Source organism: Streptomyces sp. R11 (assembly GCF_041051905.1).
Taxonomy (GTDB): domain Bacteria; phylum Actinomycetota; class Actinomycetes; order Streptomycetales; family Streptomycetaceae; genus Streptomyces.
Genome location: NZ_CP163432.1, coordinates 4,324,861 through 4,343,354 on the forward strand (window position 1 = coordinate 4,324,861; position 18,494 = coordinate 4,343,354).

Genomic DNA, 18,494 nt, shown 5'->3' on the forward strand with positions numbered 1-18,494 from the left:
GACTGATCCGAATTTGGAAGTGAAGTAGACATGGCCAAGCGAATCGACGTAAGCGGGCTCACCGCCTATTACGGCTCCCACAAGGCAATCGAAGACATCTCGATGACGGTCGAGCCCCGCTCGGTGACGGCCTTCATCGGCCCGTCCGGCTGCGGCAAGTCGACGTTCCTGCGCACGCTGAACCGCATGCACGAGGTGACGTCGGGCGGCCGTGTGGAGGGCAAGGTCCTCCTGGACGACGAGGACCTGTACGGCGCCGCCATCGACCCGGTGTCGGTGCGCCGTGAGGTCGGCATGGTGTTCCAGCGTCCGAACCCGTTCCCCACGATGTCGATCTTCGACAACGTGGCGGCGGGCCTGCGGCTGAACGGCAACTACAAGAAGAGCGAGCTGCAGGACGTCGTAGAGAAGTCCCTCAAGGGCGCGAACCTCTGGAACGAGGTGAAGGACCGCCTGAACAAGCCGGGTTCCGGCCTCTCCGGTGGTCAGCAGCAGCGTCTGTGCATCGCTCGTGCGATCGCGGTCGAGCCCAACGTGCTCCTCATGGACGAGCCCTGCTCGGCCCTGGACCCGATCTCCACCCTCGCCATCGAGGACCTGATCGGTGAGCTGAAGGAGCGCTTCACGATCGTCATCGTGACGCACAACATGCAGCAGGCGGCGCGCGTCTCGGACCGCACGGCCTTCTTCAACCTCTCCGCCGTGGGCCAGCCCGGCAAGCTGATCGAGATCGACGACACGGAGCGCATCTTCTCCAACCCGTCGGTCCAGGCCACGGAGGACTACATCTCCGGCCGCTTCGGCTGACAGACCCCTCGCGGTGCTGCATGGCGGTGCCACCGCGAGGCAGATAAAGGGCCCGCCCCCTGGCTCCCGGGGGGCGGGCCCCTGTCTGTGCGGTGGGGGCGCGTAGCGCCTGCCGGTGGTTGTGGGACGGCGCCAGGGGACTTCTCGGCGCCGGTGTCCAGGCACTTCAGCCCGTCCGGCGTTTGAGGACGAGGCCGTTCAGGCCGATGGGGGTCCAGGGGGCGCAGCCCCTTGGCCGGGGTCGAAGGGGTTGCGCCCCTTCGAGGACGGGACGGGTAGGGGCGGCGGGGGCGAAAGAAACCCGGCGCCTACAGGAACGCCAGGTTCACGACCCCGAACGCGCCCGCCGCAACGAGCGCAGCCGCAGGCATCGTGATGAACCACCCGAGCACGATGTTCTTGGCCACACCCCATCGCACGGCATTCACCCGCTTCGTCGCCCCGACACCCATGATCGCCGAGGTAATGACGTGCGTCGTGGAAATCGGCGCCTTGAACAAGAACGCCGTAGTGAACATGATCGACGCCCCCGTCGTCTCCGCAGCAAACCCCTGCGGCGGATCAAGCTCAATGATCTTGCGCCCGAGCGTCCGCATGATCCGCCAGCCACCCGCATACGTCCCGAGCGACAGCATCACCGCACAAGCGATCTTCACCCACACCGGAATCGGATCGCCGTAGTCCTCGACATCGGCGATGACCAGCGCCATCACCACAATGCCCATCGTCTTCTGCGCATCCTGCAGACCATGCCCGAGCGCCATCCCGGCAGCAGAAACGGTCTGCGCTATCCGGAACCCGCGCTTGGCCTTGTGCGGATTCGCCCGCCGGAAGATCCACATGATCGCCGTCATCACGAGATAGCCCGCGCACAGCCCGACAATGGGCGACACGAACATCGGGATGACGACCTTCTCCAGCACCCCGCTCCAGTACACCGTCGTACCACCGGCCAGCGCCGCCCCCACCATGCCGCCGAACAGCGCGTGCGAGGAGGAGGACGGCAGACCGTAGTACCAGGTGATCAGGTTCCAGGTGATCGCGCCCACCAACGCCGCGAAGAGGATCCCCATCCCCTTCGAGCCTTCCGGCGTCTGGATCAGCCCCTCACTGACGGTCTTGGCGACGCCGGACCCCAGGAAGGCACCGCCGAGATTCATCACCGCGGCCATCGCCAGCGCGGCCCGAGGCGTCAGGGCCCGCGTCGACACGGACGTGGCGATGGCGTTCGCCGAGTCGTGGAAGCCGTTGGTGTACGTGAAGAAGAGCGCAACCGCGATGGTCACGACCAGAGCAAAGGTGTCCATGGGAGGGTCTCAGGACTCCTTGACGGCGATGGTCTCCACCGTGTTCGCCACGTGCTCGAAGGCGTCCGCCGCTTCCTCCAGGACATCCACGATCTGCTTGAGCTTGAGGACCTCGATCGCGTCGTACTTGCCGTTGAAGAGGTGGGCGAGGAGCTTGCGGTGTATCTGGTCGGCCTGGTTCTCGAGGCGGTTGACCTCGATCCAGTACTCCGTGAGGTTGTCCATGGTGCGCAGGTTCGGCATGGCCTCGGCCGTCAGCTCCGCGGCCCGCGCCAGCACCTCGATCTGCTGCTCGACGCCCTTGGGCAGTTCCTCGACGTTATAGAGGACAACCAGGTCGACGGCCTCCTCCATGAAGTCCATGATGTCGTCGAGGCACGACGCGAGCTTGTAGATGTCCTCGCGGTCGAACGGCGTGATGAACGAGGAGTTCAACTGGTGGAAGATCGCATGCGTGGCATCGTCACCTGCGTGTTCCGCGGCCCTCATACGCTCTGCGATCTCGGCCCGGCCGGCGGTGTCCGCCCCGAGCAGTTCCATCAGGAGTTTCGAGCCCGTGACGATGTTGTCCGCGGAGGCGGCAAACATGTCGTAGAAGCTCGTCTCCCGGGGGGTCAGACGAAATCGCACGTGGGGTCCTCAAGAAGCATCGGTTTCGGTCAGGCTGATGCTAGGCGCATCATCCGGCCACGGCTAATGGGCCGTCCTCCAGTGTCGCCCATCAGGCACAGTGGTCGGCACGGGGGCTGCCCAGTGGTCCAGTCCAGCGGCCGAATCACGGCGTCGGCCACAGGGCCCCTATACCCAGCAAAGTTCGATACGATATACCCAGTAGGGGTATGTGACGCGGTTTATGTCTGGAGGACGCGATGACGACCACCGAGGCCGGCGCGGGTGCACCCTCCGCCGCTGATCAGGCCACCACCGAGGTCGTGACGGACCACGACCGGGGCATCCACGGCTACCACAAGCAGAAGGACGAGCACCTCAAACGCCTGCGGCGTATCGAGGGCCAGATCCGTGGCCTGCAGCGCATGGTCGACGAGGACGTCTACTGCATCGACATACTCACGCAGGTGTCCGCCTCGACCAAGGCCCTGCAGTCCTTCGCCCTCCAGCTCCTGGAGGAACACCTGCGCCACTGCGTCGCCGACGCGGCCCTCAAGGGCGGTACGGAGATCGACGCCAAGGTGGAGGAGGCCACGAAGGCGATCGGCCGACTGCTGCGGACGTGAGGGACGCCTCACTGACCGCCGGCGTCGCGCTCCTCGGCGACTCGCAGCACCTCGTCGATGTCCTCCAGGCTGAGCCGGTCCTCACGAGCGGCCGAGGCCGCGATGATCAGCTCTCCGCACAGCTCGATCTCGGCGAGGGCCACGTAGTCCTGAACTGCCGTACCGCCGACCGGAGCCACGTGCATCACCTCTTCTCTGCCGTTACCGACTTCCTAGAGTAGGGAGCGGCCTACACACCGCGCATGGCACGGAAGGGCTAGTTCTTGACGCCCGTCACGTACCCCCGCGGCGACCCTCACTCCTCGGCGATCTTGCCCGCATAGATGTCGCCACCGTCCGGCAGCCGTACGTCGACGGGGGACCCGAAGTCGTACAGCAAGGTCGTCGAGGCCACGGCGACGGCGCTCTGCTGCTGCCCGTTGACGAAGCTGAACCGGTGCCGCACCTTGCGGATCCGCCCCTCGTCATCGAGATAGACGTCGAACGGTACCTCGTCCGTGGCGAACCCTTTCGCCGCCGCCGCCAGGGACTCCGCGTTCCCGTCGGAGGCCTCCCGCGCGGCAACCCGCAGGTCAGCCGTTCCCCGGTAGTGCCGCACCGCCGTCCCCGCGACCTCTTCGTCCCCCACATACTTCGCCGTCCGAGCCCCGCGCAGCACCTCCGCCGCTGCGTACGGATCGGTCGCCCCACCGGTGACGAGGTTCCCGTCGGACAGCGACCGCGTCTCGACGCGCACCCATTTGTCGGCGGGCACCCCGGCACCGCGGTTCTTCATGAACAGCGCCCCGGGAGCGAGGAGCTCCACGATCGGCCGCTGCGCGGGCGCGCCCGCCGGATCCTGCGGCAGCAGCACCTTCAGCCGCCCCACCTGCCGACGGAAGTCGTACACACCTTCACCCCGGATGGTGACCCGCGTCCCACCGGTGGCCATCTCCATGGACGTACGGGCCTTGGAGGACCGGGCCCCGGCCAACGCATCGGCTGCGCGCCGCACGACCTTCACGGCATCCCCGTCCCGCGAGTCGTCGACAGCGGCCCCGCTCTCCGCCACGCAGCCGCTGCCCGCCAGGCAGACACACAGAACCCCTGCCGCAACGCCCGCCCCACGCCTCTGCCTGTGCTGCTGCCGCTCCGTCATCGCCTGCCTACCCCCAGCCGGTACGTCCGTCACGGGCCCCCTGTCGTTCCGGATAACGACGGGTGGGTGCCCTCGTAACGCACGCGGGAGGCGTTGCGTCTACTTGCCCTGGGTAACGTTGCCGCCGTGGCGCAGAAGGACGAACCAACGTCTCCCCAAATCCCCGACGACCCCTCGAACCACCGCACGACAACAGTGGAGAAGGGCCACTTCTGCACAGCCCACTGCACCTGCGGCTGGCGCGGCCCCGCGAGACGTGCCCGCAGCCTGGCCCGGGCGGATGCGGAGGGGCATGTGAGGGGTTGAACGGCGGCCGCCCGTCCGGCTGCCCGGCGCGCACGGGCATTTCAGCCGGTCCGGCGTTCGAGGACGAGGCCGTTCAGGCCGATGGGGGTCCAGGGGGCGCAGCCCCCGGGCGGGGTCGAAGGGGCGGAGCCCCTGGGGACGGGACGGGTGGGGGCGGCGGGGGCGAAAGAACACCCGATCTCCACCCAGGTCATCCCCCACCCCATGGAACCCCGCCCGCCACCACCCCGTCTCGTTCCACGAACCCCCAGGAGGCGACATGGAACGGCGCACCTTCATCGGCGGCACGGCAGCAGCCGTAACCGCCCTGACGGCAACGGCGTGCAACAGCAGCTCGGGCACCGGCACCGGCGCAGAAACAGCCACCGGCACAACCACGAGCAGCACGGGCACCGGCACCCGCACCCAAACCACCGCCACCAGCAAATCCGCCGCCAACTGGACCGCCCTCGCCCAGGACCTGGACGGCCCTCTCATACGCCCCGGCGACGCCTCCTGGAAATCGGCCCACCAGCTCTACAACACCCGCTTCGACACCCTGAAGCCCGCCGCGGTCGCCTACGTCTCCCACCCCGACGACATCCGCACCACCCTCGCCTACGCCCGAGCCACAACCTCCACGTCGCCATACGCAACGGCGGCCATTCCTACGGCGGTTGGTCCTCCGGCAACAACCGCCTGATCCTCGACGTCTCCAAGCTCAACCGCATCCGAGCCACCGGCAACACCGCAGTGGTCGGCGCCGGTTCCAAGCTCATCGACGTCTACCGAGCCCTCGCCGCCAAGGGCGTCACGATCCCCGCCGGCTCCTGCCCCACCGTCGGCGTCTCCGGCCTCACCCTCGGCGGCGGCCACGGCGTCACGTCCCGCGCCTACGGCCTGACCTGTGACAGCCTCACCCAGGCCACCCTGATAACCGCCGACGGCAAGCAGCTCACCGCCAACGCCACCACCAACAAGGACCTCTTCTGGGCCCTGCGCGGCGCCGGCAACGGCAACTTCGGCGTAGTGACGGAACTTCACTTCAAGACCCACCCCGCCCCTCAGGCCGTAACGGCATACATGACCTGGCCCTGGTCGAAGGCGACCGCGCTGATCAAGGCCTGGCAGGAGTGGGGGCCGGCCCAGCCCGACGAGATCTGGTCGTCCCTGCACATCTCGAACCACGCCGGCGGCACCCCCACGATCTCCGTCGCCGCGTTCTCCCTGGGCACGTACCGCGAACTCCAGAACGCGGTGGACCGCCTCGCCGACCGCCCCGGCGGCCCCGGGCCCGCGAGGAGCGTCTCACTCAAGCGCCGTTCGTACGAGGAGTCGATGGAGCTGTACGCGGGCTGCTCGTCCTTCTCCACGGACGCGCAGTGCCACCTCCCCGGCTCCACTCCGGGTCGCTCCCCGCAGGGCAAGCTGGGCCGGGAGACGTACGCGGCGAAGTCGGACTTCTTCGACCGTTCGCTCTCCGCGGCGGGCATCCAGACCCTGCTGAAGCAGCTGCAGTCGGTGCGCGGCGGCGCCGGCAGCATCGCCTTCACAGCCCTCGGCGGAGCCGTCAACCGCGTCTCCCCCACCGCGACGGCCTTCGTACACCGCCGCTCCCGCATGCTGGCCCAGTACATCGTCTCCTGGCGCGCCGGCACGACGGGCACCACGGCCCAGGCCTGGCTGACAACGGCCCACGACGCCATGCGCCCCCACGCCTCGGGCGCCGCCTACCAGAACTACTCCGACCCGACCCTGAGGAACTGGCGCAAGGCGTACTACGGCGACGCGGCAACCCGCCTGACAAGGCTGAAGAAGCAGTACGACCCGCAGGGCTTCTTCACATACCCGCAGGCGCTCTAGCCCTGCGGGCGGGGCCTCCGGACCAGCGGCAGCCGGCGCGATGGCAGCTAGGCCGCGAGATCCCGCTCCTCAGCCCCCGCCGTCTCCTTCCGGGCCTCCGGAATCACCGCTCCCTGTCCGCCCGCCCGGGACTGCCCCCGCGCCTTGATCAGCCGGCCACCCCTCGGCGACCGTTCGACGGCGGACATCACGGGTGTCAGCAGGGCCATGGCCGGCGGTGACAGCAGGAGGGCGACGGCGGTGCCGAGGGCGAAGCCGCCGATGACGTCGGTCGGGTAGTGCACGCCCATGTAGATCCGGCAGAACCCTTCGAGGAGAGCGAGGGCGATCCCGGCAAGGCCGAACTTCCGGTTGGCGACGAACAGCCCGACCCCCAGGGCCATGGCGATCGTCGCGTGGTCGCTCACGAAGGAGTAGTCGGTCTTGCCGCTCACCAGGACCTCGAGCCCCTGGTGATCACGGAACGGCCGGGGCCGCTCGACGAATCCCCGTATGGGCACGTTCACCAGCACCGCGATCCCGGCAGCCAGCGGCGCCCACACGAGCGCGGCGACGGACGAGGCGGCGTCCTCGTCACCGCGGCGCCGCACCGACCACCAGCACCACACCACGAGCAGCACCATGGCGAGCACCAGCCCGTACTCACCGACGTACTCCATGACCCGGTCGAACCAGCGCGGCGCATCCTTGGCCAGGCCATTGATGTCGAAGAGCAGGTCGACGTCGGGGTTCGACCCGGATTCTGCGAGTCCAGCCATGATGCCGCGGCCCCTTCGTCGTCTCTCCGGCGCATCGTGCGTACGCCGCTCCGCCCACCCCCGTGGTTGTAGATCCGGCTACGACACCAGGAACGCACGGCCCCTGTTGATACGTTCCACACTCCACTGAATGATCACGCAGACGTTATCGAAGAGAGACCCATCGCCGCAGCTCAGGGGGTGGGTTCACGCTCCGTCTACACCGTCGTGGGCAGCGCTTTCGCGCCATCTTCGGTCACCCGGGTCGCCCCGAAGTAGTCCGGGGTGTCGATCGGGTCGAACCGGATCACAGCACCCGTTCTCGGCGCGTCGATCATGTACCCGCCACCGACATAAATACCCACATGCCGGATGGCCCGGGAGTTGGTGAGGTCGTCCGAGAAGAACACCAGATCTCCCGGCAGCAGTTCCTCCCTGGCCGGATGCGGCCCCGCGTTCCACTGGTCGTTGGCGACCCGCGGCAGCGTTATCCCGACGCTCTCGTACGCGGCCTTCGTCAACCCCGAGCAGTCGAACCGCCCGTTGTCCTCAGCAGTGCCGTCACCACCCCAGAGGTAGAGCGTGCCGAGCTTCTTCTGGGCGTAGTAGATGGCGCCGGCGGCCTGCTTGCTGGGATCGACACGACTGACGGGCGCGGCGAAGCTCTGCTGCAGTGTCGTGATCGTCTTGACGTAGTTCTGGGTCTCCTTGTACGGCGGCACACCCTTGTACTTGATGACCGCGTACGCCCCCGCGTTGTAGGACGCGAGCATGTTCTTCGTCGGGTCGCCGGGTACGTCCTTCACGTACGAGGCGAGCTTGCAGTCGTACGACGCGGCCGACGGAATCGCGTCATTCGGATCCCAGACGTCGCGGTCGCCGTCCCCGTCACCGTCCATCCCGTGCGTGGCCCAGGTCCCCGGGATGAACTGCGCGATGCCCTGCGCCGCGGCCGCGCTCTGCGCCTTCGGGTTGAACCCGCTCTCCTGGTACAGCTGGGCGGCGAGCAGCGCGGGGTTGATGGCGGGGCACAGGTTGCCCCACTTCTGCACGAGCGCCGAGTAGGCGGCCGGCACGGCCCCCTTGGCCAGCGCTTTGGACGCTCCGCCCACTCCGCCGGCGAGGTTCCCGGCGACGATGTAGACCCCGACGACGAGCAGCATCACGAAGCTGAGCCCCGCCGCGAGTGCGGCGCCCGCCACGATCCATGCCTTACGCACCGTCAACCGCCCCTCGCCCACCGGGATTCCGCCCGCGCCAGTCTATGAGCTTCCCACTGCGAATCCGCGGCAACCGATGCAGCCATGAGCGGCATTACCTCAGCGGTAATCGATCCCCCACGACCCGCGTGCCAGCATCGGCACCACAGGGAGCCCGACCGAACGGAAGGACACCATGCCCGCCTACGCCATTGCTCACCTGCAGGAAGCCGCCCCGCACCCGGAGATCGCGGAGTACATCGAGCGCCTCCCGGCCACCTTCGAACCGTACGGCGGCCGCTTCCTCGTACACGGCGCGCAGCACGAGGTGAAGGAGGGCAGCTGGCCCGGACACGTCGTGATGATCGGCTTCCCGGGGATCGGCGAGGCGCGGTCCTGGTGGGACTCGCCGGCCTACCGCGAGATCGCACCACTGCGCTCCCGGCACATCGAGGGCGACATCATCCTGGTCGAGGGTGTCCCCGAGGACTACGACCCGAAGGCCACCGCGCGGACGGTCCGCGACGCCGCGTCCGCCAAGTAGCGTTCAGCGCTGCCGGCTTGCCGGGGTGAGCACTTCGACGGGGGGCCGGTCGTTCGAGCGGCCGGTCAGGCGGTCAGTTCCGTGCGGCCCGGCGCACGCGGGAGACCGGATCCTGCCGGATGTACCACTCGGTCGCCAGGATCCGCTCGCGTACGGCCGCCGGGAAACCGGCCAGCAACCCGGGTGCCGCCCCTCGCTCCACCTCGGTGCGGTGCGCCAGTACGGCCGCCCACTTCCGGTCCAGCCAGGGGCGCACGTCGACGGTCGCGGTGATCCGGTCGTCCGACACGGTGTTCATCCCCTTGCCCGCACGGGCCAGTTCCTCCAGGGCGGGGAGCGCCGAGTGCGGATGGGTGGCCAGGTAGAGGGCGCTCGGCTGCCAGGGAACGCCGGCGTCCGGATGGAGCCGCTCGAGGCCGGCCTGCTGGACCGCGAGGGTGGTCACGCGGTGGGTGTGCACATGGTCGGGGTGCCCGGTCAGGCCGCCGTACGCGTCATGGGTGAGCACGATCCGCGGCCGGAACTGCCGTATGTGAGCGACCAGCCGCCCCACCGATTCGTCGAGCGGCGCATCGCACAGCCGCGGGCGACCGGGGGCGGAGTGCGGCGCCCCGGCATCGGCATAGCCGAGCATCCGCGGCTCACCGGCACCGAGAATCCGCAGCGCCTCGGCGAGTTCGGCGCCGCGCTGCGTCTCGGGGGCCCAGGTCGCCGTCACGACGGCCGTGCGGGCACCGGCGGCCGCGTGCCGGGCGAGGACTCCGCCCGCGAAAAGGGCCTCGTCGTCCGGGTGCCCGAACACCCCGAGCAGGCTCGGCAACGACATCGTCCGACCACCTCCGCGTACGGCCTACCCCTGAGTACGCATACTCAGGCACGAGGTCATCCGGCACGGCAGGCTGGGCATCGAACGAGCAACTGACCGACTCCGGACGCGACTTCAAGGGGAACGATCGTGAGACGAACCAGCCGTGCCCTGGCCGTGACGGCCCTCGTGGCCTGCGCGCTGACCGGCGTGGCGGCGGGCCCTGCCGCCGCATCGACCGATGTCCTGCTGCCCCATCCGGGGCCGGAGGGGCTGCTGTGGGTGGAGGAGCAAACAGGGGACGGCGGAGCCGTGTCCGGCGGCGCGTGGGAGGGGTTGCCGACCGTGCTCACGGTGGCGTGCGAGGGCGGCGGCGAAGTGCGGGTGACGATGTCGCAGGAGACCGAGACCGCCGCGTTCTCGGTCGACTGCCCCGCCGGGGAGGCCGGGGTGGGCTCCGTGACCATGGCTCCCGGCGTGGTCCGCTCCGGGTCCTTCGTGATCGCTGTCGACGCCTCGGCGGACGACATCCGCTGGGCCCTGACGGTGACGCAGCCGGAGTCCTGACCCAGCCCGGGGGGCGGCGGGGCACCTTATCGTTCGGCCGCCACCCGGTCCATCGCCCCCAACGGCCAGCTCACGCCCGTCAGTTCCTCCGACACCGTCCACAGCCGCCGCGCCACCTCCGCGTCACTGGCCGCCGTCGTCCGCCCGACCAGCGTCGGGGCGCCCCGCATCTCGCCCAGCCCGTCGGGTCCGACGTAGCTCGCACCGGGGAGGTCCTGGGTCGCGGCGTACAGCGTCGGCAGCGCGCCCGCCTTGTCGTCCTGTGCGAAGACCCTGTTGCCGATCCTCATGAAGGCCCGCATCACCGGACTCCCCGCGTGGCTCTGCAGATTGGTGGCGGCATAGCCGGGGTGGGCGGCCAGGGCGCGGACCGGGGAGCCGGACTCCGTCAGGCGGCGCTGGAGTTCCAGCGTGAACAGGAGGTTCGCCAGCTTCGACTGGGCGTACGCGCGATTGGGGTGGTAGGCGGACGTCCAGTTCAGGTCCTCGAAGCGGATCCTCGCGCCGGACCACCGATGGGCACCGGAGGACAGCGTCACGACCCGGTCGGTGACGTACGGCAGAAGCAGGTTCGTCAGCGCGAAGTGGCCCAGATGGTTGGTGCCGAACTGCATCTCGAAGCCGTCCGCCGTCCGCTGCTGCGGCAGCATCATCACGCCGGCGTTGTTGATCAGCAGATCCAGCGGCCGCCCCTGCCACGCATCGGCGAACTCCCGCACGGAGGCCAGATCCGCCAGGTCCAGGCGTCGCACCTCCGTACTGCCGGTCACGGTCGCGGCGGCGGCCCGGCCCCGCTCGAGGTCCCGTACGGCGAACACGACGTGCGCGCCGGATCGGGCCAGCGCGTCGGCCGCGGTGAGGCCGATGCCGCTGTTGGCACCGGTGACGACGGCCGTGCGGCCGCTGAGGTCCGGGAGGCTGGTCGCGTCCCACGTCTTCTTCATCGTTTTGTCAGCCATACTCCCGAATGTAGGCGTTGCCAACAATGCTGTCAATGACAACAATGATGACGACGCCAACAAAGATGGCACCGACAACATCAAGCTACGATGGTGCACATGCCCGAGAGCCGCCCCTACCACCACGGAGACCTGCGCGCCGCCCTGCTCGCCGCAGCCGAACGCACCCTGCGCGACAAGGGCGTCGGCGCCCTCTCGCTCCGCGAACTGGCCCGCGAGGTCGGCGTCAGCCACGCCGCCCCCGGCCGGCACTTCAAGGACAAGCAGGCCCTGCTCAACGCCCTGGCGCTGGCCGGCTACGAGCGGCTCGGGCGGGCCCTGGGCGCGGCCGACGACCCGGCACTCCCCCTGGAGCCCCGCCTCACCGCTCTCGCCCGGACCTACCTCGGCTTCGCCATCGACAACGCCGAGCTGCTGGAGCTGATGTACGCCCGCAAGCACGAGCCGGGCGCCTCGGAGCAGATGGCCGCCGCGGTCGAGCAGACGATCGGCAGCCTCGAACGGGTCCTCGCGGACGCCCAGCAGCGGGGCGAGATCGTCGAGGGCACCCCGGAGGAACTCACCTTCGTCACGGGCGCCGCCCTCCACGGCATGGCCGCCTTCATCGCCGGCGGCATGCTGACCCCCGAGGCGGCCCTGGCCGGCGTCGACGGCTTGGTCCACCACTTGCTGCACGGCCTCAGGCCCCGCTGACAGCCACTCAAAGACCCTGCGCCGCAACGCCCTGAAGGAGCGCGGGGCTGCGTCGACATATGCAGCCCCGCCGCAGGGCGCGACCAGACCCAACGAGCCCCGCACCCCTGCCGAGCGGTCCGCACCCCTACGGCACTACCGCCCCAGGCCGCTCAGCCGCCGAAGACCCCCTTCAGCACACTCACCGCCTGCCCGATCGCCGCCTCCGCAGCCCGCGTCCCCCGCAGCGCGTTCAGCATCACGAAGTCATGGATGATGCCCTGATACCGCACCGCGGTGACCGGCACCCCGGCCTCACGCAGCTTGTTCGCGTACGCCTCCCCCTCGTCCCGCAGCACATCGGCCTCGGCCGTGATGACGAGCGCCGGCGGCAACCCCCGCAGCTGCTCGACACCGGCCCGCAGCGGCGACGCCGTGATCTGCGCCCGCTCCGCCTCGTCGGTCGTGTACTGGTCCCAGAACCACTGCATCGCGTCCCGGCGCAGGAAGTACCCCTCGGCGAACTGCTGGTACGAGCCGGTGTCGAACGCCGCGTCCGTGACCGGGTAGAAGAGCACCTGCTGCACCAGCGGAACGTCCCCGCGCTCCTTGGCCATCAGCGTCAGCGCGGCAGTCATGTTGCCGCCCACCGAGTCACCGGCCACAGCGATCCGGCTCGCGTCCAGGTCCTTGCCCGCGCCCTCGGCGACGACCCACCGCGCGACGGCGTAGTTCTGCTCCACGGCGACCGGGTAGCGGGCCTCGGGCGAGAGGTCGTACTCGGGGAAGACGACCGCGGCACCGGCGCCGACGGCCAGCTCGCGCACGAGACGGTCGTGGGTGTGGGCATTGCCGAAGACCCAGCCCGCGCCGTGGATGTAGATGATCACCGGGAGCGCCCCGGTGGCCCCGGCCGGGCGGACGATCCGGGCCTTGACCTCGCCGGTCGGCCCACCGGACACGGTGACCCACTCCTCGTCGACGGCGGGCTTGGCGATCTCCCCGGACTGCACCTCGTCGACGGTCTTGCGCCCCTCGGCCGGCCCCAGGTCGAACAGGTACGGCGGATTGGCGGTGGCCTCGACGAAGGCCTGCGCGGCGGGTTCCAGAACGGGACGGACGGGTTCGGTCATGGCGAACTCCTCGGATCGGGGCACCGCACGGGAACGGCGGCACGAGATGAACGTAGCGCGCGATTAAGTCGTGCGCAACCGATTAGGGGTCGATGGATTTGGGCTCGATAGAATCGAGGGGACACGAATACCCGAAGACACAAGACCCCTGACACGAGACCCAGGAGCCGTGATGAGCCGAGCCACCGAAACGCCCCCGGAAGACGGCTCCCTCCTCCTGGACGACCAGCTCTGCTTCGCCCTGTACGCCGCCTCCCGCGCCGTCACCGCGCGCTACCGGCCCCTCCTCGACGAGCTCGGCCTGACGTATCCGCAGTACCTGGTCATGCTCGTCCTCTGGGAGCAGGACTCGATCTCCGTACGCGACCTCGGCACGGCCCTCCAACTGGAGTCCAGCACCCTGTCCCCACTGCTCAAGCGCCTCGAAGCGGGCGGCCTGCTGAGCCGCGAACGCCGCCCGGACGACGAACGCTCGGTCGCCATCCGCCTCACCGACGCCGGCGCCCGGCTCCGCGACCGCGCGACCACCGTCCCGCTCGCCATCGGCGACGCCATGGGCCTGACCCCCGAGCAGGACGCCCTCGCCAAACAGCTCCTCCGGCTGATCACCGCGAACGTCGCCGAGAACTGACCGGCCGTCACCATGCCCGGCGGCCACGGGCGGTCGTGGCACCCTGCCTGGGGATGTTCACGCATCGGCGATAACCTTCACCCGCAGAACACCGGCACGACCCCCTCACCCGACCACCCGTCAGAAGCGGCACCCGGCGTGAAGAAGGCTAACGACGGAACCACACGACAGGTTCCGCTCAGGCCTCGTTGCCCGGCGTGACCTGCCGTGATACACAGAGTGACCGTACGAGGTTTTCGTACGAATCCCGCCCATCAATGACGCCAAGTCGACATACGACAGCGCCATCGTCGGCGAGAATGAGACCTGACCTCTGCGCACCGCAGGGGACTGCGGAACTACCCAACAGGGGCGGTGACTTACATGCTCTTTGCGGCCGATAAGGGCGATATCAACACCATCATCGGCGGGATCGCTCCGGACTGGGGCCCCTTCGGCAGCCTGGGCAACGAGGCGAAGGTGATGATCGAGGTCGTGATGGCTGTGGCCATCCTGCTCTGCCTCGGCATCGCCATCTGGGGGGCGGCCAAACAGCGCATCGGCGCGACCGCACTGCGCGACACGTTCAGCGCCGAGCAGGGCAAAGGTCTCATCATCGCCGGGCTGACGGGCGTCTTCATCATCGGCTCACTGGGCACGCTGTTCACGATCGTGTACGGCATGGCCGTCTAGCCGCCTCAGTCGCGCGCACTTGCTCGCACCGCTCCTTCCCCTCCATCTCCTCCGTCCGCTCCGGGCACGCCCGGTCCCCCTCGTCCCCCACCCACCCGTCGTGCCCACCGGCTGAGGTTGCGTTTCCCTGATGTCGAGTCACCACACCGCGCCCATGCGGGAACCAGCACGGCTACCGTCGTACTCCAACGTGTTGTTGTCCGACGTCGAGGGGGCGTACGCGGCATGAGTCTCGGAGACGAGCGGGAGGGCTCCGGCGGTTACGGAGGCACGGGCCAGACCCGTACGCGCCTGCCCGAAAGCGGTGGTGACGCGTACGGGAGCGCGCGGCGGGGCGGCCGTTCCTCGTCCCGGAGCCTGGTCACCGTGGTCGGCGTGGTCGTCCTCCTCATCGCCGCGATCGCCTTCGCGAACCGTGGAGGCGACGACTCCGGTTCCACGAGCGGGGACGAAAACCAGCCGAAATCCTCGACGACGGCGGCCACGGGGACGCGGCCGGTGGACGGCAAGGCGGCGGGGATTCCTGGGGGGTTCGCGCGGGATGAGCAGGGGGCGGGGAGTGCGGCGGCCAACTACTCCGTAGCGCTGGGGTCGGCCGAGATGTTCAACACGGCCAGACGGCACGAGATCGTCACCACCGTCTACGCCCCCGATGTCGCGACCGGCCGACAGGCCGACCTGGATCGCGCGTACTCCAGCGAGAGCTTCCTGGCAAACATCGGCCTCAGCAGTGACGGCGCGGCGCCGGCGGGACAGACGTTCATCTCCCGGGTCATCCCGGTGGGCACCAAGGTCACCTCGTTCAGCGCGAGTGCCGCCACCGTCGAGGTCTGGTACACCTCGCTCTTCGGCCTGTCCGGCAACGGCTCGACCAACCCGGTCTCCGAAAGCTGGTACACCACGACCTACCAGCTGAAGTGGGTCGGCAACGACTGGAAGGTCACCGACTTCCAGCAGAAGGACGGACCCGTACCGGTCGGGCGGGACCAGAGGGCCTCCACTGCCGACGACATGACGAAGGCCGTCGAGGAGTACGGAGGGTTCACGTATGCGCGCTAACCGCCGCTTCCTCAAGGTCACCGCGGCCCTCGCCGCCGTACAGACCAGTGCCGTGCTGCTGGCCACACGTGCCGTGGCCGCACCAACCCCCACGCCCACGCCCTCGGCGAGCAACGACCCCTGTGACCTAATCCGCGGCCCCGCCAAGGACTACTGCGAAAAAGACAACGGCACCGGAGGCGGCGGCGGAGGCGGCGGATCCAGCCCCCTCACCGACCCCACCTCCACCCTCGACCCCCTCTCATCCCTCGCCAAGGGCTGCGCCGAAGCCGCCGCCTGGACCGTCGACAAGCTCAGCGAGGCCGTGAAGGAGACCGCGAACGTCGACTTCACGAACACGAAGTTCCTCCAGCAGTACGCGGTCGTCTTCGCGGCGTCCACGATCCTCACCCTGCTCCTGTGGCTGCTGGCCGTGGCCAAGCGAGCCGTCCGCGGCGTACCTCTCAGCACCGCCATCTCCGAGGCGATCGGCTTCCTCTGGCTGACGGTCCTGGCGTCCGCGTTCACGCCGCTGATCCTCTACACGGTCGTATCGGCCACGGACGGCATCACGGACGTCCTCGCGAAAACGACCGGCGATCAGACGGACACCTTCTTCGGCACCTTCTCCGGCGCCCTGGAGAAGGGCGAGGACATCGGCGGCGGCCCGATCATGCTGATCGTGGTGTCCCTGGTCTCCATCCTCGCCGCCGGCGTCCTGTGGCTGGAGCTCGTCATCCGCGCCGCCCTGCTCTACGTCGGCGCCCTCCTCGGCACCGTCGTCTACGCCGGCCTGGTCGACAAGAACCTGTGGGGCCACGTCCGCCGCTGGGCGGGCATCATGATCGCCGTCATCCTCGTGAAGCCGGTCATCGTCATAGTGCTCGGCCTGGCCGGCGCCCTGTCCGCCGACGACGGCCCGAACGCCTTCTCGGCCGTGGTCTCCGGACTGGCCATCATCCTGCTCGCCATCTTCGCGAGCGCGATGATCTACCGCTTCGTCCCCGGCTTCGGCGACGAGCTCGCCGGCTCCCGCAACAACCGCATCATGCGGGGCGCCGAAGGCAAGGCCGCCGCGGTCATCAGCTCCCCGGCGACCCTCGTCGCCCAGGGCATCAAGACACACAGCTCCCGCGCGGACAACAAGGGCGGCGGGGGCCAGTCCGGCTCCTCCCCCCGCCCCTCCAACCCCGCCTCCGGCGGCGTCGCCGCGCACAGTTCGCGCTCCTCGAACGGCGGCGGATCTGTCCCCTCCGCCGCACCCGCCCCCCGCTCGAGCAGCGCGGTGAACACCCCTCACGCCGGCAATACCCGCAGCAGCAATCGTTCAGGAGGTGACGGGCGTTGACGACCGAGTCCCATGTGTCCCATCCGGTCACGCCCCGCCGTACATATCTGATCGGCCGCGCCCGGCCGAACGCGATCGTCGGCCGCAACCGCGAGACCGGCGAGATCGCGCTGATCATCGGGGGCGCGTTCCTCGGCATGATGTGCGGACTCCTCGTCCCCGTCCTGTCCCTGCGCATCGTGCTGCTGATGGGCTTCCCCCTGCTCGCGCTCGGCGCCGTCTACGTGCCGTACAAGCACCGGACCATCTACAAGTGGTTCGAGATCAACCGCAGCTACAAGCGCACCCTGCGCCAGGGCACCACCTACCGCTCCGGCGCAGTGGAAGCCGGCACCGGTCTCGACGGGCGCGAGGTCGAGGTCGGCCCGCCGCCCGGGATCGGCCGTATCACCTGGCTGGCCGCCCCCTTCGGGCCCGACGAGATCGCCGTGCTCCTGCACGCCGACCGCCGTACGGTCACGGCCGCGATCGAGATCGAAGGGCCCGGCGTCGGCCTGCGCGACTCCGAGGACCAGGAAGCCCTCGTCGACCGCTTCGGCACCCTCCTCAAGCACGTGGCCAACGGCGACGGCTTCGTCACCCGGCTGCAGATGCTCGCCCGCACCCTGCCCGCCGACCCGGACGCCCACGCCAAGGACGTGGCCGTACGCGGCGACGAGCGGGCCCCGGGGTGGCTGCAGCAGTCGTACGACCAACTCCAGTCGATGGTGTCGACGAGCAGCGAGCAGCACCGCGCATACCTCGTCGCCTGCATGCACTTCACACGCGAACTGGCCGCCGAGGCCCAGGCGATGGCCCGCGCGGCCCGCCCGCACGGCGGCAAGGTCGACCGGGACTCCGGCCTCGCGGTCGTCATGGCACGCGAGCTGACCGACATCTGCTCGCGCCTCCAGGAGGCCGACATCCGCGTACGCCAGCCCCTCGGGCAGGGGCGTCTGGCCTCGCTCATCCACTCCATGTACGACCCGGACCACCCGATCGACCACATCCAGGCGATGACGAAACGCAACGCCTGGCCGGCCGAACTGGACGCCATGGAACCGACGTTCCTGCAGGCGAAGACCCGCGAGTCCTCCACGCGGGCGCCCTGGTGCCACGCCACGGCCTGGGTGAAGGAGTGGCCGATGACCCCGGTGGGCGTCAACTTCCTGGCACCGCTGCTCGTCCACACCCCGGACGTCATCCGTACGGTCGCCGTGACGATGGACCTCGAACCCACCGAGGTCGCCATCGAACGCATGCTCACCGAGAAGACCAACGACGAGGCGGAGGCCAGCCGCGCCGCCAAGATGAACCGGACCGTCGACCCGCGCGACATCGCCGCCCACAACCGCCTCGACCAGCGGGGCGAAGACCTCGCGAGCGGCGCCGCCGGCGTCAACCTGGTCGGCTACATCACCGTTTCCTCCCGCTCCCCCGAGTCCCTGGCCCGGGACAAGAGGACCATCCGGGCGTCGGCCGGAAAGTCGTATCTGAAGCTGGAGTGGTGCGATCGCGAGCACCACCGGGCATTCGTGAACACACTCCCCTTCGCCACCGGCATTCGGAGGTAGG

General features: G+C 69.3%; 19 protein-coding genes and 1 pseudogene. 11 read left to right on the plus strand and 9 right to left on the minus strand.

Translation table 11 applies throughout. The features are described 5' to 3' along the window. Window positions 1-30: 30 nt before the first annotated feature. Complete coding sequence (gene pstB / locus AB5J55_RS19745; RefSeq protein WP_369271966.1) at window positions 31-807, plus strand: phosphate ABC transporter ATP-binding protein PstB; 777 nt, start codon at window positions 31-33, stop codon at window positions 805-807. 308 nt (window positions 808-1,115) lie between these two features. On the opposite strand, the gene AB5J55_RS19750 is transcribed toward pstB, so the two are convergent. Beyond that, complete coding sequence (locus AB5J55_RS19750; protein WP_369271968.1) at window positions 1,116-2,114, minus strand: anion permease; 999 nt, start codon at window positions 2,112-2,114, stop codon at window positions 1,116-1,118. A gap of 9 nt (window positions 2,115-2,123) precedes the next feature. Continuing rightward, window positions 2,124-2,744 (minus strand): DUF47 family protein, encoded by a 621-nt coding sequence (locus AB5J55_RS19755; RefSeq protein WP_362388253.1) that lies wholly within the window; start codon window positions 2,742-2,744, stop codon window positions 2,124-2,126. 239 nt (window positions 2,745-2,983) lie between these two features. On the opposite strand from AB5J55_RS19755, the gene AB5J55_RS19760 reads away from it, so the two are divergent. Next, a complete protein-coding gene (locus AB5J55_RS19760) occupies window positions 2,984-3,349 on the plus strand; it encodes a metal-sensitive transcriptional regulator (RefSeq protein WP_369271969.1) in 366 nt (121 codons plus the stop codon). 8 nt (window positions 3,350-3,357) lie between these two features. Here the strand turns inward: AB5J55_RS19760 and AB5J55_RS19765 are convergent, their stop codons facing one another. Both AB5J55_RS19765 and AB5J55_RS19770 read right to left on the minus strand, forming a co-directional pair. After that, complete coding sequence (locus AB5J55_RS19765) at window positions 3,358-3,534, minus strand: hypothetical protein (RefSeq protein WP_369271970.1); 177 nt, start codon at window positions 3,532-3,534, stop codon at window positions 3,358-3,360. Between the two features lie 110 nt (window positions 3,535-3,644). Beyond that, entirely contained in the window at window positions 3,645-4,487 is an 843-nt protein-coding gene (locus tag AB5J55_RS19770) for a hypothetical protein (RefSeq protein WP_369271971.1), read from the minus strand. A gap of 565 nt (window positions 4,488-5,052) precedes the next feature. On the opposite strand from AB5J55_RS19770, the pseudogene AB5J55_RS19775 reads away from it, so the two are divergent. Further along, window positions 5,053-6,635, plus strand: a pseudogene (locus AB5J55_RS19775) (FAD-binding oxidoreductase). A gap of 47 nt (window positions 6,636-6,682) precedes the next feature. Here the strand turns inward: AB5J55_RS19775 and AB5J55_RS19780 are convergent. Together AB5J55_RS19780 and AB5J55_RS19785 are read right to left on the minus strand one after the other, a co-directional pair. Beyond that, window positions 6,683-7,393, minus strand: coding sequence for a phosphatase PAP2 family protein (locus AB5J55_RS19780; RefSeq protein WP_369271972.1), 711 nt, complete (start codon window positions 7,391-7,393; stop codon window positions 6,683-6,685). Window positions 7,394-7,590: 197 nt separating this feature from the next. Further along, entirely contained in the window at window positions 7,591-8,613 is a 1,023-nt protein-coding gene (locus AB5J55_RS19785; protein ID WP_328880727.1) for a bifunctional lytic transglycosylase/C40 family peptidase, read from the minus strand. A 154-nt stretch (window positions 8,614-8,767) separates the two neighbouring features. Between AB5J55_RS19785 and AB5J55_RS19790 the strand changes: the two genes are divergently transcribed. Beyond that, window positions 8,768-9,115, plus strand: coding sequence for a DUF1330 domain-containing protein (locus tag AB5J55_RS19790; RefSeq protein ID WP_369271974.1), 348 nt, complete (start codon window positions 8,768-8,770; stop codon window positions 9,113-9,115). 73 nt (window positions 9,116-9,188) lie between these two features. Here the strand turns inward: AB5J55_RS19790 and AB5J55_RS19795 are convergent, their stop codons facing one another. Next, on the minus strand, window positions 9,189-9,941 hold the full coding sequence (locus AB5J55_RS19795; protein WP_369271975.1) for a PIG-L family deacetylase: 753 nt from the start codon (window positions 9,939-9,941) through the stop codon (window positions 9,189-9,191). 129 nt (window positions 9,942-10,070) lie between these two features. Here AB5J55_RS19795 and AB5J55_RS19800 point away from each other — a divergent pair, with 129 nt between their 5' ends. Continuing rightward, a complete protein-coding gene (locus AB5J55_RS19800) occupies window positions 10,071-10,487 on the plus strand; it encodes a hypothetical protein (RefSeq protein ID WP_369271976.1) in 417 nt (138 codons plus the stop codon). Window positions 10,488-10,513: 26 nt separating this feature from the next. On the opposite strand, the gene AB5J55_RS19805 is transcribed toward AB5J55_RS19800, so the two are convergent. Beyond that, the gene (locus AB5J55_RS19805) at window positions 10,514-11,446 is read right to left on the minus strand and encodes an oxidoreductase (protein ID WP_369271977.1); all 933 of its coding nucleotides are present in this window, start codon (window positions 11,444-11,446) and stop codon (window positions 10,514-10,516) included. A 90-nt stretch (window positions 11,447-11,536) separates the two neighbouring features. Between AB5J55_RS19805 and AB5J55_RS19810 the strand changes: the two genes are divergently transcribed. Continuing rightward, window positions 11,537-12,139 (plus strand): TetR/AcrR family transcriptional regulator, encoded by a 603-nt coding sequence (locus AB5J55_RS19810; protein ID WP_369271978.1) that lies wholly within the window; start codon window positions 11,537-11,539, stop codon window positions 12,137-12,139. Between the two features lie 152 nt (window positions 12,140-12,291). On the opposite strand, the gene AB5J55_RS19815 is transcribed toward AB5J55_RS19810, so the two are convergent. Continuing rightward, window positions 12,292-13,251 carry an alpha/beta hydrolase gene (locus AB5J55_RS19815; RefSeq protein WP_369271979.1) on the minus strand — a complete coding sequence of 320 codons (960 nt, stop codon included), beginning with the start codon at window positions 13,249-13,251 and terminating at the stop codon, window positions 12,292-12,294. 172 nt (window positions 13,252-13,423) lie between these two features. On the opposite strand from AB5J55_RS19815, the gene AB5J55_RS19820 reads away from it, so the two are divergent. From AB5J55_RS19820 to AB5J55_RS19840, 5 genes are all read left to right on the plus strand, one after another. Continuing rightward, a complete protein-coding gene (locus AB5J55_RS19820; protein ID WP_369271980.1) occupies window positions 13,424-13,882 on the plus strand; it encodes a MarR family winged helix-turn-helix transcriptional regulator in 459 nt (152 codons plus the stop codon). 363 nt (window positions 13,883-14,245) lie between these two features. Continuing rightward, window positions 14,246-14,554, plus strand: coding sequence for a hypothetical protein (locus AB5J55_RS19825; RefSeq protein ID WP_003991275.1), 309 nt, complete (start codon window positions 14,246-14,248; stop codon window positions 14,552-14,554). A gap of 225 nt (window positions 14,555-14,779) precedes the next feature. After that, window positions 14,780-15,613, plus strand: a complete 834-nt coding sequence (locus tag AB5J55_RS19830; protein WP_369271981.1) for a hypothetical protein — start codon at window positions 14,780-14,782, stop codon at window positions 15,611-15,613. Then, window positions 15,603-16,940: a hypothetical protein gene (locus AB5J55_RS19835; RefSeq protein WP_369271982.1), complete on the plus strand. Its 1,338-nt coding sequence runs from the start codon at window positions 15,603-15,605 to the stop codon at window positions 16,938-16,940. Before AB5J55_RS19830 ends, AB5J55_RS19835 begins: the two co-directional genes overlap by 11 nt. Beyond that, window positions 16,937-18,493, plus strand: coding sequence for an SCO6880 family protein (locus AB5J55_RS19840; protein WP_369271983.1), 1,557 nt, complete (start codon window positions 16,937-16,939; stop codon window positions 18,491-18,493). Before AB5J55_RS19835 ends, AB5J55_RS19840 begins: the two co-directional genes overlap by 4 nt. Window position 18,494 lies beyond the last annotated feature (1 nt).

Excerpts from the sequence above, each read along its gene's own strand:
- pstB (WP_369271966.1), top strand. The coding sequence starts at position 31 with ATGGCCAAGCGAATCGACGTAAGCGGGCTCACCGCCTATTACGGCTCC.
- AB5J55_RS19750 (WP_369271968.1), bottom strand. The coding sequence starts at position 2,114 with ATGGACACCTTTGCTCTGGTCGTGACCATCGCGGTTGCGCTCTTCTTC.
- AB5J55_RS19760 (WP_369271969.1), top strand. The coding sequence starts at position 2,984 with ATGACGACCACCGAGGCCGGCGCGGGTGCACCCTCCGCCGCTGATCAG.
- AB5J55_RS19765 (WP_369271970.1), bottom strand. The coding sequence starts at position 3,534 with ATGCACGTGGCTCCGGTCGGCGGTACGGCAGTTCAGGACTACGTGGCC.
- AB5J55_RS19770 (WP_369271971.1), bottom strand. The coding sequence starts at position 4,487 with ATGACGGAGCGGCAGCAGCACAGGCAGAGGCGTGGGGCGGGCGTTGCG.
- AB5J55_RS19780 (WP_369271972.1), bottom strand. The coding sequence starts at position 7,393 with ATGGCTGGACTCGCAGAATCCGGGTCGAACCCCGACGTCGACCTGCTC.
- AB5J55_RS19790 (WP_369271974.1), top strand. The coding sequence starts at position 8,768 with ATGCCCGCCTACGCCATTGCTCACCTGCAGGAAGCCGCCCCGCACCCG.
- AB5J55_RS19795 (WP_369271975.1), bottom strand. The coding sequence starts at position 9,941 with ATGTCGTTGCCGAGCCTGCTCGGGGTGTTCGGGCACCCGGACGACGAG.
- AB5J55_RS19805 (WP_369271977.1), bottom strand. The coding sequence starts at position 11,446 with ATGGCTGACAAAACGATGAAGAAGACGTGGGACGCGACCAGCCTCCCG.
- AB5J55_RS19810 (WP_369271978.1), top strand. The coding sequence starts at position 11,537 with ATGGTGCACATGCCCGAGAGCCGCCCCTACCACCACGGAGACCTGCGC.
- AB5J55_RS19815 (WP_369271979.1), bottom strand. The coding sequence starts at position 13,251 with ATGACCGAACCCGTCCGTCCCGTTCTGGAACCCGCCGCGCAGGCCTTC.
- AB5J55_RS19820 (WP_369271980.1), top strand. The coding sequence starts at position 13,424 with ATGAGCCGAGCCACCGAAACGCCCCCGGAAGACGGCTCCCTCCTCCTG.
- AB5J55_RS19825 (WP_003991275.1), top strand. The coding sequence starts at position 14,246 with ATGCTCTTTGCGGCCGATAAGGGCGATATCAACACCATCATCGGCGGG.
- AB5J55_RS19830 (WP_369271981.1), top strand. The coding sequence starts at position 14,780 with ATGAGTCTCGGAGACGAGCGGGAGGGCTCCGGCGGTTACGGAGGCACG.
- AB5J55_RS19835 (WP_369271982.1), top strand. The coding sequence starts at position 15,603 with ATGCGCGCTAACCGCCGCTTCCTCAAGGTCACCGCGGCCCTCGCCGCC.